This window comes from Solwaraspora sp. WMMB335 (assembly GCF_049179075.1).
Lineage (GTDB): Bacteria > Actinomycetota > Actinomycetes > Mycobacteriales > Micromonosporaceae > Micromonospora_E.
On record NZ_JBMHMF010000001.1, the window covers coordinates 5,173,153 to 5,185,660 of the forward strand.

A 12,508-nucleotide genomic window follows, 5' to 3' on the forward strand; every position below is an offset into this window, starting at 1 on the left:
TGCCGATCTGCTGAGGCGGCCAGCCGATTGCCCGACTCGGCCGGCGAGTAGCGGAAAGTCCGCGCTGGCCAGGCTGGCGGCTGTGGGTCGGGCGGTCGCCCCGACCGGTGGTGGTCCTCCTCCACTTCCGGCCAGGTGCGGCGACCTCCGGCCAGGTGCGGCGGCGCGGACGTGAACGCGGCCGCCGCGCTCGCGGCGGCGCGAGACGAAGCGCGCTGAACTGCCACGAGCGTCGTTCGCTGGGACATCCGCGACGAGCGGCGCGTGGACGAGGACATCCTGTGGTGCGGTGATCGAGGCGCAGCCGGGCGAACCGACAGCCGACCGCACACGGCCCGACCGACCTTCGACGTTCCCTGTTCACCTTCGGTTACCCGTCCCGTTGGCCGAACACTGTTACGAACGAGTTTGCGTCCGGCACGGGGCGGCCGGTCGGACAGACGGGTCGGGAACGGAGCGGTCGTGCGGATCAAGGGGTTCACGGCACTCGCCATCGCGACGTTGGTGCTGGTGTCGGGATGCACCATCAGTAACTCGCCGTCGCCAGACAACACCGAGGGCTACGACGCCAGCCCCGAGGCGCTCAACATCATCGCGGGCACCGAGCAGGACACCGTCATCAGCACGATCGTCAAGCCGTGGTGCACGAGCGAGGGGTACCAGTGCAATGTCACGCTGAAGGGCTCGGTCGACCAGGCTCGCCTGCTCGCCGCCGGCAGCACCGACTACGACGCGTACTGGTTCGCATCGAGCGTCTTTTCGCAGATCGGCGACCAGTCCGGCAAGCTGCAGGACGTCAGGACGATGTTCCTGACTCCGGTCGTCTTCGCCGGCTGGCGAAGTGAGATGCAGAAGCTCGGCTTCGTCGGCCGGGCCGACGTCTCCATCGGCGACATCCTGCAGGCCGTCGAATCGGGCAATACCAAGGTGTGGGCGACCAACCCGACCCAGTCGAACTCGGGTGCCACCGTGTTGTTCGGATTCATGAACTACTTCGCCGGCAACGGGCCCGGCACCGCACTCACACAGGAGCAACTGGACTCGGCCGCGGTCGAGGACGGGATCACCCGGTTCATCGAGGCGATGGACCAGACACCGCCGTCGACCGGCACGCTGATGGACCGGTGCGTGGAGCAGCCCGACGTGTGCCGGACAATGTTCACGTACGAAGACTTGGTGATCGAGAAGAACCAGGGGTTGGTACAGGCCGGCAAGGAGCCGCTGGTCGTGGCGTACCCGCGCGGGTCGCTGGCGATTAGCGACGCGCCCCTGGGATTCTTTCCGCACGGCAACAGCGTCGATCCCGCTAAGCGGCAGATTCTCAACGAGCTGCAGGACTATCTGCTCGAAGACCCTGAGGCGCAAGCCAAGCTGCTGAAGCTGGGTCGGCGACCGGCGACGAGCATCGGGCTGACCCTCGACAACCCGGACACCACCGTCTTCAACCCGGCGTGGGGCATCCAAGCGACGATCAACGAGCAGGGAATCCAGTACCCATCCGCGTCGGTCATCCAGGCCGCGTTGGACCGCTACCAGACTCGCTACCGGCGCCCGGTCAATACCTACTACTGCCTCGACGGCAGCGGCTCGATGTTCGGCAACGGCGGATGGAACGGTGTCGCGGAGGCCGCACACCAGGTCTTCGACCAGGACCAGGCGGCGTTGAACTTTCTGCAGAGCCACCCGCAGGACGTGACCACCGTCGCCATCTTCAACAACGGCGTCACCGGCGGCAGCCCGTGGACCGTTCAGGGCAACGAGGCGCAGGCGTTGCACGGACTGACGGAGAAAATCAACGGATACCGTCCTGGCGGCGGTACCGACATGTACACCTGCCTCAACCAGGCCGCAGACGAGCTTGCCAAGCCACAGACCGACAACCGCAAAGGTCTGGTGGTGCTGATGACCGACGGTCAATCGGAGACCGGCCAGCGAGACTCCGCGCTGGCCGCATTGCAGCGCGCCGACGTGCCGGTCGTCGCGATTGCGTTCGGCAGCAACGCTGACCCGAGCCAGTTGGAGGAAGTCGCGGCCGCCACCGCAGGCGCATTCGTCCAACAGACCGACCTGGTGGCGGCGCTGCGTCAGGCAGCGGGTTACAAATGAGGTGGCGGTTCGCCGCGCCGGCCGGGCTCGTCTCGGCCCTGCTGGTGTTCGGGTCCGTCTTCGTGATCACGCGCAGCTTGCTGTGGGCGCCGATCCTCGCCGGCGCGGCGGCGATCGGTTTCTATCTCATGCTCGACGACCGCAACCAGGCTCGGGTCAGCAGCGACGACTACGCCGCCGAGGCCCGCCAAAAGGTGGACGAAGCGCTCGAGCTCATCCGTGGTATCGAGCGCCTCGCCACGGAGGTACGGACGCCAAGCGCACGCAAGGCGCTTGAGTCCGCCTGCCACTATGTGCCTGAGTTGTTCACCCGGGTACAGGCAAAGTCACCGAACAGTCTGTACTCGACTGCCAGCCAGATCTGCGGGCACCTGCGCAGCCTCGACGGCGCGGTGCACCAGTACCTCGACATCCAGCGTCAGCCCGTCCTGTACCGCGATCCGGACGCCCTGTGCGGCAGCGGCGAGCAGGCTTTCCAGCGCTTCGCGGACTTCACCCTGGAAAGCGTGCGGCTGGTCAACCAGGGCGACCTTGCGCAGTACAAGGCGAATCTCGACACCGTCGCGCCGCCGAAGCTTCCTGAGTTGGGATGAAGGAGTCACGTTGAGACTGCCAAGCATCCGGTTCCTGATCGGGCTGGCCATGGTGATCATTGTCTGTATCGCCGTTGCCGTCCTGTGGCCGACGCTCGGCCAGCCGGACGGCCAGCCGGACGGCCAGCCGGAGAAGACGCTGAGCTGCCTGGGCGGCTCCGAGAAATCCGAGCTCATGGCCGATGCGAACGTCAAGCGCATCCTGCACGACAAGTACCGTCTGACGATCGACTTCCAGGCGCTGGGCTCCTACGACCAGGTACAGCTGAGCACCGACGAACTCAAGGCGCGCAATCTCGACTGCTTGTGGCCGTCCAGTGCCAGCGCGCAGAACGTCTTCGAGGCACAGCACCAGGGCGAGTTCACGGAGTATCGCGTGGAGAACATCCTGCAGTCGCCCGAGGTGATCTACGCCGGGCCGCGTGGCACCGACGCACTCGTTGCCGAGGGCATCGTCGAGCTACGCGACAACCGGTACTACATCGTCGACATGAAGTCGCTGCTGCTCGACTACGTCACCAAGAAGCAGACCTGGGAGAGCATCGGTGCCGCCGACCTGCGTGGCCCGATCACGGTGTCGAGCACCGACCCGGCCAGGTCCAACAGCGGGTTCGTCCTCGCGCAGCTCCAGCTGAACATCCTCGCGACGGAGGACGTCTTCTCGGCCCCGAACCTGGACCAGGCGCGCAAGGTGCTGCCTGTGGTGAGGGCCTTGTACGACGCCCAGGGCTTGCAGGCACGCAGCTCTGACGCCGGGTTCCGGGAGTGGCTCACACAGGGCGGCGAGTTCAAGTCCCCGCTCTACGCCGGATACGAAAACCAGGTTATCCAGCAGGTCGTTCAGGCTGGCGTAAACAGTGCCGGCATTTTGAACAATGTCAGGGTGCTGTACCCCGACCCGACCATCTACAGCGACCACCCGGTGCTCGCGCTCAACGCCGACGCCGCCCGGTTCATCGAGGCGATGAAGGACTCCGAGATCCAGACGATCGCGTGGAAGAGCTACGGCTTCCGCTCCGCCGTGCAGGTCGGCGCCAACGACACCGCCGATTTCAAGGACATCAGCTTGGCCGAGCAGGTCCGTACCACGGCGCCGCCGGCCGCCGATGTGACTCTGGCGCTGCTCAGCTGCATGAAGGACGCCAAGACCTGTCAATGAAAGGACCGACATGAGCGACGGACTTCAGATCGACTTCGGCGACCTCGTCGGCGGTCCCGCCGAGCCGGAGGCGGGTTCGGCCGACACCGCCCTCACGGCGGCAGCCGCCGTGAGCGAGCCACGCGCTCTCGTCTGTAAGGACTTACTCAGCCCGGCGCAGATCCAGCAGGCGGAGGCGGCCGCCAAGCAGCTGTATCCGATGATGCTCGCCAACACCGATCAGCTGGCCTCCTTCGGCAACAGCGCGATCGACGGGGTCAACAGCCAGGTGACCCGAATCTTCCGCGAGGTCGGCCACGTCAACATCCCCGAGCTCACGGACATCATGCACGAGCTCAACGACCGGATGCGCAGGTTCCGCCGCAAGTACGACCCGAGCGACCCGAAAGTCCGCGAAACCTTCAACAAGTTCTCGGAATCGATCAGGGGACTGTTCCTCAAAGGCCGCGACCTGCTGGAGATGCTGTTCGAAGAGGCGAAGACCGTCGAACAGCAACTCGACAAGGTCGCCGGTCAGCTCAGCGACAAGCAGCGGCAGCTCAAGCGCAATGTGGTGCTGTGCGACGAGCTTTACAAGGCCAACGAGACCGCGATCGGCCAGCTCGTTGGCGCAATCGCGGTGATGGAACTGATCCGCGACGTGGCCCTGGAAGACGCCCGTTCCGCCGGGATCGTCCCGGGTACACCTGACGAGCACGACCGGCGGGAGCGGCTGTCACTCATCACGGAATTCATCCAGGCACTCGAGGTGCGCATCAACGAGTTCCAGCAGCGGCTCTTCGTCGCCTGGTCCACCTCGCCGCAAGTGCGCAACATCCGCACACTCAACTACGGCCTGGGTCAGCGGCTCGCACTGCTCCTGAACCTGACCATTCCAACGATGAAGCTGACCATCGCCCAGTGGGCGCTACTGTTCCAGGCCAACCAGGCAGCGGACATGCAGCAGGCGGTAGCGGACGGCGCCAACGATGTCCTGTCGGCCTACGCGCAGGCGTCCAGGACGGCGGTACCGCAGATCGCCCGCGTCATCCAGGCCCCGACGGTCCGCCCGGAAACCATTCTGGAGATCGCCGACTCGATCGACGCGCAGGCCCGCGGTATCGAGGAGGCCGTGAAGTACGGCCAGCAGAAGCGGGCCGAGGTCGTCACCGCGATCGTCACGGCCAACGAGTCCATGTCGCAGACCTCGCAGCGGCTGAGCAAGACCGTGGTCGAGCTCATTTCCCGGGCCAAGGCCCCTCTCGCACTGCCGGCCGGCCCGCAGCTGCCGGCGTCGATCCTCGATCAGGTCCCGGCCGTGACACCGAAGGCGGACGCCTGACCGTCGCCGTCGACGAAGCCGGCGGCACGACTCGACCACGAGGGCGGCACGGTGCGCAAATTCGACGTCCATATCAAGAACCTCAGTGAACGACAGCCCTGACCGTGCGGATCTCGGCGCGGGTCGTGGCGCCGAACTGGTGGCGGGTCCACCGCGTACGGCAGGCTTGATACGGAGTCGGGGTGCTGGCGGCGAACACGGTACCCGTAGTCGGCAATTCCGTTGCCGGGCAGCGGGGTCATCGTGAAGGATGTGACCGCTCTGGTCTTCCGAAGGGGATGACGTTGGCAGAGGGCGAGGTGCGCGGATCTGTCCGTGAGGACGTCACGGGCGTCCGTGCCGCGTTCGAGCAGAACTTCACCGACGGCCTCGAAGTGGGCGCATGCTTTTGCGCCACCATCGACGGTGAGACGGTCGCCGACCTCTGGGGTGGGTACGCCGACGCGGCCCGCACCCGCCCCTGGGAGCGGGACAGCATCGTCAACGTCTATTCGGTCACCAAGACCATGGCGGCCTTGACGGCACTGCTGATCGCCGACCGTGGCGAGCTCGACTTCGACGCGCCGGTGGCCCGATACTGGCCGCAGTTCGCGGCCAACGGCAAGAGCGAGATCACGGTGGCGCAGGTGATGAGCCACTCTGCGGGGCTGTCCGGCTGGCGCGAGCCGCTGCGACCTGAGGACCTGTACGACTGGGAGAAGGCGACCGCGTCGTTGGCGGCCCAGGAGCCGTTCTGGGAACCCGGCACCGCTTCGGGCTACCACGTGGTCACCCAAGGGTTCCTGATCGGTGAAATCGTACGGCGGATCACCTGCCGGTCGCTGGGTACGGTGTTCCGCGAGGAGATCGCCGAGCCGCTCGGCGCGGACTTCCACGTGGGACTGCCGGAATCCGAGGAGTCTCGGGTCGCCGAGCTGGTCCCGCCCGATCAGGAGCCCTTTTCCGACGACGTGACAGAGTTGCAAGACAACGCGGCGCACAACCCGCGGCTCGACGCGTCGGTGGTCAATTCACGGGCGTGGCGTGCTGCCGAGATACCCGCAGGCGGCGGCACCGGTAACGCGCGCTCTGTCGCCCAGGTGCACACGATTCTTGCCAACGGCGGTATCGCCCAGGGCCGGCGCTTCCTGTCCGAGGCGACATGTCGCAAAGCCCTCGAGGTCCAGATCGAAGGCCGGGACCTCGTTCTCGGCGTACCCGTCCGGTTCGGGCTCGGATTCGCGGTCGGTGGCGCCTTCATGCCCAATTCCAACACCCTGTTCTGGGGCGGCGCGGGTGGTTCGCTGGCCATCATCGACATGGACACGCGTGCGACCTACGCCTACGCCATGAACAAGATGGATGGCGGTCGCACCGGCGACATGCGCGCCTTCGCGCCCATCTTCGTTGTCTGGGAAGCTCTCGCCAGAGCCGGTCGCAACGCGACAGAAGAAGGCAAGGCTCGGTGCAGCGCTGGCCGTGGCAACGCCACGTGAGCTGAGCCGAGGCAGCGCACGGTCGGCGGCAGATCCGGGCGTGTGATTCTGGAGGCGGGTGGCGGCAGCGGTGATCCGCAGGTATCCAGGAAGGTTGCTAGACGACGCTGAATCCGTCCGGCAGGGTGGCCCGGCCGGTGAGTGCCCGCAGCACAGAGGCGCCGTCACCGACGACTACGGCGATCCGTGCCGCCAGGACGAGGGCCTCGGCCAGGACGTCGTCGGGGATCTGTGCCGGTACGTCGGTGGCTGCGGCGATGTCGAGGCTGTGGGTGGCCAGTTCGAAGGTGCGCGTCGGTAGCCAGGCATCGATCGGCATGCCGCCGGCCACTGTGGTGACCACGGTAGTGGGGGCGATGCCACCAAGTCGGTGTTCGACGGCCTCGACCAAGTGTCGGATCGTTCCGGCAGGGTCGGTGCCCAGGGACTGCCCGGTGCGCCGCGCCGCGTGGGCAGACGCGGTCACAGCGGCGTCGTACACCGCCGGATCAACGGTCCTGGCCAGGGCGTAGTACCGCTCGGGTGAGGGGATCGCGACTGTGTCGGTCACCCGGTCGAGCGCGTCCAGAACCTCCTGCAGGCCGCCGCTGACCGTGTGGCCGACCAGTTCGCGCAGCGTCCAGATGCCGAGTCCGGCGCCGTCCCAGGGTTCGTCGCTGATTCGCTCGGCCAGATCGGCGAACGTGGTGGCGGCAGCGAGGTATTTCTGGCGGGTGTCCATGCCGAACTGTTCCACACCGGGCCGCGCCGGCCAGCGGCGCCCCGGTCTGCCGATCCACACAGAAACGGACACCGGAACCTAGATCAACCGATTTCAATCAAAAACGCAACCGTGCGGGTCACGGCATGAGCGTAAGGGCTACTCGTATCCGGTCGCCGCCTGAACGAGCTGGGCGAACAGGCGCCAGGAGGCCTGCTCCTGCTCTTGTTTCGGTTCGTCGACGAGTCGGGCCTCCGCGACCGCCGAGAACGCCTCAAGGAAACGATCAAGCGTGCCGTTCTCCCACTCGGATGCCCCGGTCGATCGGAAGTCGACGAGCACAGCGGAGAGGAAGTCAGTGAACTCCTCGCGCGTCTCTACATCGCTTGGGTTGGCGTCCGTGGCTCGTCCGGTCTCATAGGTCACCGAATCATGCTGGCACGGTTCAGGACTGCACGCTCACCGGCAGTTCCGGATCCGATTGACCTTGCCCGAGTGCCGTCCTTGCGGTAAATGGTCAAACTGACGGACCGGCTACGGACGATGTCGTCGGCCACGGTCATCGTGCCAGCGTAGCGAGCGCGCAGGCCGTGTCCGTGCCGCGCCCGCAGGACTGAGAGCTCGTCATGCACGGCGGAGGCGGTGACCGGCGTTCGTACCGCGCATGGTCGTCGGCTGCGCCGTCCGGAGTAGATGGCGTGGCGTGCTACTACGGCGGGCGCAGCCAATGTGCCGCCGCCGGCTGGATGCGACGGGTCCGCCGAGTCGGCCACGCTGTCGGCATGATGTCCAGTACCATTGATGTTTTTGGGACCGGTTCCCAAGGTCTCTTCCTGCCAGCCGCGTCCGCCGTGGCGTCATGAGGGCTGTCGATCTCGCCCGCCGCCACGAGACGCGGCTGCTGGCCGCCAGCAGGCCCGCCTTTCCGGCGCTGCTGACGCTTGGCCGGATCGCGCGACCGATTCGCCGTATCCCCGGGTTGGGCTGGGTAGTCGGCGATCCGGCCACGATGCGCCGGATCCTCACCGATCGCGGCCATTTCACGATCGTCGGCGAGGGCGTCGTCGGTCACCTTTGGGCCCGGGTACTGGGCGACTGGGTCTACGACATGTTCGACGGAGCCGGTCACCACGCCCTGCGGAAGACCACCCGGGACCTGTTCACCGAGGACCGTGCGGCGGCGCTGGTGTCGCGGGCGGCCGGGCCGCGACTGCGGCGGTTCACCGCCGACCTCGTCGCCGGTGCCACCGTCGACGTCGCCGATCTGGCCCGGGTGGTGGTTGGCCGGATCGTCGCCGATCTGCTCGGGCTACCCATCGGCCGGTCGGATCGCAGCCGTGCGCGGCCGGACGACGACCCCGCCTACCGGGGGATCTTCGACACCGGTACGGCGTTGGCCGCGCTCGCCGCGGGCACCACCACGTCGGCCCGAGTACCTGAGCGAACGGTCGTCGCCGGCCGGACGGTCGTCGCCAGGATGACGAGCGAGGTCGCGGCCGGATGGCGCGACGCGCCCGACGACACACTGCTCGGCCGTTGCCGGGAACTGGGACTGGGACTGCGCGAGACCGAAGGGCTGGCAGCCTTGTTGGTGGTGGCCGGAACGCAGACCACCGCCAGCGCGATGGCCCGGACCGTGGCGCTGCTGCACGACACCGGCCAGCAGGGTAGGTTGCGGGCGGACCCGGGGCGGGTCGCCGACGCGGTGCGCGAGGGACTGCGCGTCACCACCCCGGTCCCGGTCATCGGCCGGTCGGTCACCGCCGACGTCGTGATCGCCGGTCGGCGGCTGCGCGCCGGCCAACGTGTCCTGATGCTGACCCATACGGCGAACAACGCGTACGGCGGGTTCGACCTCGACCGCGTGAGCCCGGCCGATACCCGGCCCCTGTGGTTCGGTGCCGGCAACCACTTCTGTCTCGGGGCGCCGGTCGGTCGAGCCGAGCTCTCAGCACTGCTCACGGCGCTGCTCGCTGCCGGCCGGCCATGGCGGATCGCCGGGCGGCGCTACGGGTCGAGGACACTCATCCCGGCGTACGACCGGCTGCGGATCGTCCTGGCTTGAACCCCCGCCGGCCGTGGTGAGCGCCGCCGCCATCCGTGGCCTCGTTCGGGACGAGACCCGTGGCCCGCCGTTGCGCCCAACAATACCTAAAGGTACTATGCATCGCAGTTCTAGGTGTTGGAGTGGGGTGAGGTCTCGTGAAGATCACCAAGGACCTGGTGGCCGCCTCGGCGACACCGATGGTTCTCGGCATCCTGGCCGAGGGTGAGAGCTACGGCTACGCCGTCCTCAGGCGGATCAACGAGCTGTCCGGGGGCGAGCTGGACTGGACCGAAGGACTGCTGTACCCGCTGTTGCACCGGCTTGAGCGCCTCGGCCATGTCGAGTCGAACTGGCAGTCGGTCACCGGCGAGCGAAAGCGCAAGTACTACCGCATCACCGACAAAGGCCTGGCTGAGCTGGCCGAGCAGCGCCGGCAGTGGGACACCGTCGTCGACGCGCTCAAGGAGATCTGGCATGACCGTGTGCCGCTGACCGTGAACCCGCTGGAGGGTCTCGCATGACGGAGCAGGACCGACAGGCGGAGTTGGAAACGCAGTTCGAACAGTGGCGCCAGTACGTGCTACGCCGCAGGGAGCTCCAACCGTCGGACGCAGACGAGCTCGAAGACCACCTCCGCGGCTCCGTCGACGAACTCGTCGCGGCAGGCCTGAGCCCGGACGAGGCGTTCCTGGTCGCGGTCAAACGGATGGGCAGCCTCGACGAACTCTCCCGCGAGTTCGCCCGGGAGCATTCGGAACGACTGTGGAAGCAGCTGGTGCTGACCGGCGACACCGGCGGCTCGGCCGCCGACACGCGCTCCCGGCGGGACCTGTGGGCCATGGCCATTTGTGCGGCCGGCGCGGTGGTGTCCGTCAAGGCGCCGGCACTGTTCGGGCTGGGCTTCGACGACGACAGCTCGTTCTACGCTCGGAACTTCACCCTGTTTGCGCTGCCCTGGCTGGCGGCGTTCCTGGCCTGGCGCCGCAAAGCCCGACGGTCGGTGATCGCGATACTGGTGGCGCTGTTCGCTCTCGGCGCCGTGGCGGCCAACGCCTACCCTCTGGCGGACACATCGCAGTCCGTGGTCGTCACCAGCATCCACCTCCCCATCGCCCTGTGGCTCGTGGTCGGTCTGGCCTATGTCGCCGACGACTGGCGCTCATCCCGTCATCGCATGGACTTCATTCGCTTCACCGGCGAGTGGTTCATCTACTTGGTACTCATGGCCCTCGGCGGCGGCGTACTCTCCGCGTTCCTGTTCAACACCTTCAAGGCGATCGGGATTCTACCGGAGGAGTTCATTTCGCATTGGCTCCTTCCCTGCGGCGCTGCTGCGGCGGTCGTCGTGGCCGGGTGGCTCGTCGAGGCCAAGCAGAGTGTCGTCGAGAACATCGCGCCGGTCCTCACGCGGCTGTTCACCCCGCTCTTCACGGCGGCCCTGCTCGCCTTCCTCGTCGCCGTCGTCTGGACCAGCGACGGCATCGACGTCGAGCGCGAAGCGCTGATCCTGTTCGACCTCCTGCTGGTCGTGGTGCTGGGGCTGCTGCTCTACTCGCTCTCGGCCCGCGATCCGCTGACCCCGCCCGGCCCGTTCGACAAGCTCCAGCTCGCGCTCGTGGTCAGTGCGTTGGCCATCGACGTCCTGGTGCTGCTGGAGATCACCGGACGCATCACCGACGAGTACGGCAGTACGCCCAACAGGGCGGCCGCGCTCGGCGAGAACGTCATCCTGCTGGTCAACCTCGCGTGGTCGGCGTGGCTTCTGCTGACCTTCATCCGTCGGCGCACGCCATTCGGGGCGCTCGAACGTTGGCAGACCGGTTATCTGCCGGTGTACGCCGTGTGGGCCTGGATCGTGGTCCTCGTCTTCCCCCCGTTGTTCAGCTACGTCTAACCGAGAATGTCCACTCAATTTTCGCTGATCAAAGCCGGCGGCTGTACCGGATTCTCGCGCTGCTCGGTGCAGCGCCGGCCGTGGCGACGCCAGGTGAGCTGAGCCGAGGCAGCGCACGGTCGGCGGCAGAACAGCTCACTCGATCTTGCTGCACGAACCGCAGTGCGTAAGCCAGCCGTATCCGCGCCTCGACTCATGGACTGGACGTTGTGCCGCTGCGGTTGAGGGCCAGAACCGCGCCGAGGATGAGCAGTGTCCCCGCGAGGCCGGGGATACCGATCCTCTCGTCGAGGAACAGCGCGGCAACGACGGTCGCCGTGACCGGTTCGAGGAGCGCTGCGATCACGGCCGCGCTTCCAGGGACGGTTCGTAGTCCGGCGTACAGCAGACCGTAGGCGAGCGCCATCGTGAAGATCCCTAGGTAGAGCAGCGTCGCAATGGTTGTCGGGTCGGAAGTCACGAAGGGTCCCCCGCCGATCGCCGCCATCGGGATGAGCAGGAGCGTCCCGGCGGTGGTTGCGACGGCGTTCAGAGCGAGCGGTTGCGTGTTGGTGGCTGCTCCACGTGAGATCGCTGTGGTCAACGCCCACAGCGAACCGGATGCCACCGCTTCGATCACGCCGCGGACGGGATGCCCGCCGGATTCTCCTCCGCCTGCAGCGCTGACGAGCACGAGTCCCACCAGCGCCGTCGCCAGTACGGCGGTCTTCATCCGGCTTGGTCGACGGCGCGCACGGACAGCCTCGCCGATGGTAAGTAGCACAGGCGCGACGCCAAGGCTGATGACGGTCGAGACCGTGACTCCAGCATCCAGCACCGACGCGAAGTACAGCGCCTGATAGCCGCCGGTGCAGACACCGGCCAGTGCCGCGCGTACGGGATGGCGAGCCAGCAACGATCGCACCTCAAGCGCTGCACCGCGTACGGCGACGAGTGCGGTGAGCACGACGGCGGCGATGCCCATGCGCCACGCGCTCACTGTAAGAGAAGTCAAGGAGGAGTGGTCGGCGACAAGTTCCATGCCGAACCCGCCGGTACCCCACAAGACACCGGCGAACGAAACCTGAAACAGCCCAAGACGGGCATGCTGAGTAGACAAGGAGTGCTCCAACGACAGAGAGAAATCGATGCTTGTCGGAGCACGACAAAGGACCGCCGCTATTCGGCGGTCGGAGGCGCTCCGGTCAGAGGACCGGAGGCGGAGAGACGGAGC

General features: G+C 66.9%; 11 protein-coding genes. 8 read left to right on the top strand and 3 right to left on the bottom strand.

Annotation, left to right across the window (positions count from 1 at the left end; genetic code table 11):
- Window positions 1-462: 462 nt before the first annotated feature.
- The 5 genes from ACN27F_RS22520 (at window position 463) to ACN27F_RS22540 (ending at window position 6,654) form a co-directional block, all read left to right on the top strand.
- Complete coding sequence (locus tag ACN27F_RS22520; RefSeq protein ID WP_421436551.1) at window positions 463-2,106, top strand: vWA domain-containing protein; 1,644 nt, start codon at window positions 463-465, stop codon at window positions 2,104-2,106.
- On the top strand, window positions 2,103-2,699 hold the full coding sequence (locus tag ACN27F_RS22525; protein ID WP_421436554.1) for a 5-bromo-4-chloroindolyl phosphate hydrolysis family protein: 597 nt from the start codon (window positions 2,103-2,105) through the stop codon (window positions 2,697-2,699). Before ACN27F_RS22520 ends, ACN27F_RS22525 begins: the two co-directional genes overlap by 4 nt.
- Before the next feature lie 49 nt (window positions 2,700-2,748).
- Window positions 2,749-3,858, top strand: coding sequence for a hypothetical protein (locus ACN27F_RS22530; protein ID WP_421436555.1), 1,110 nt, complete (start codon window positions 2,749-2,751; stop codon window positions 3,856-3,858).
- Between the two features lie 10 nt (window positions 3,859-3,868).
- Window positions 3,869-5,179, top strand: a complete 1,311-nt coding sequence (locus ACN27F_RS22535) for a toxic anion resistance protein (protein WP_421436558.1) — start codon at window positions 3,869-3,871, stop codon at window positions 5,177-5,179.
- 182 nt (window positions 5,180-5,361) lie between these two features.
- A complete protein-coding gene (locus ACN27F_RS22540; protein ID WP_421436560.1) occupies window positions 5,362-6,654 on the top strand; it encodes a serine hydrolase domain-containing protein in 1,293 nt (430 codons plus the stop codon).
- Window positions 6,655-6,751: 97 nt separating this feature from the next.
- On the opposite strand, the gene ACN27F_RS22545 is transcribed toward ACN27F_RS22540, so the two are convergent.
- The gene (locus tag ACN27F_RS22545; RefSeq protein WP_421436562.1) at window positions 6,752-7,435 is read right to left on the bottom strand and encodes a maleylpyruvate isomerase N-terminal domain-containing protein; all 684 of its coding nucleotides are present in this window, start codon (window positions 7,433-7,435) and stop codon (window positions 6,752-6,754) included.
- Window positions 7,436-7,513: 78 nt separating this feature from the next.
- Window positions 7,514-7,780, bottom strand: a complete 267-nt coding sequence (locus tag ACN27F_RS22550) for a DUF7660 family protein (RefSeq protein ID WP_421436565.1) — start codon at window positions 7,778-7,780, stop codon at window positions 7,514-7,516.
- Between the two features lie 433 nt (window positions 7,781-8,213).
- Here ACN27F_RS22550 and ACN27F_RS22555 point away from each other — a divergent pair, with 433 nt between their 5' ends.
- From ACN27F_RS22555 to ACN27F_RS22565, 3 genes are all read left to right on the top strand, one after another.
- Complete coding sequence (locus ACN27F_RS22555; protein WP_421436567.1) at window positions 8,214-9,419, top strand: cytochrome P450; 1,206 nt, start codon at window positions 8,214-8,216, stop codon at window positions 9,417-9,419.
- 137 nt (window positions 9,420-9,556) lie between these two features.
- The gene (locus ACN27F_RS22560) at window positions 9,557-9,922 is read left to right on the top strand and encodes a PadR family transcriptional regulator (protein ID WP_421436568.1); all 366 of its coding nucleotides are present in this window, start codon (window positions 9,557-9,559) and stop codon (window positions 9,920-9,922) included.
- Window positions 9,919-11,295 carry a permease prefix domain 1-containing protein gene (locus ACN27F_RS22565; protein WP_421436571.1) on the top strand — a complete coding sequence of 459 codons (1,377 nt, stop codon included), beginning with the start codon at window positions 9,919-9,921 and terminating at the stop codon, window positions 11,293-11,295. The genes ACN27F_RS22560 and ACN27F_RS22565 overlap by 4 nt, the downstream gene beginning before the upstream one ends.
- Window positions 11,296-11,488: 193 nt before the next feature.
- On the opposite strand, the gene ACN27F_RS22570 is transcribed toward ACN27F_RS22565, so the two are convergent.
- Window positions 11,489-12,394: a DMT family transporter gene (locus tag ACN27F_RS22570; protein ID WP_421436572.1), complete on the bottom strand. Its 906-nt coding sequence runs from the start codon at window positions 12,392-12,394 to the stop codon at window positions 11,489-11,491.
- Window positions 12,395-12,508 lie beyond the last annotated feature (114 nt).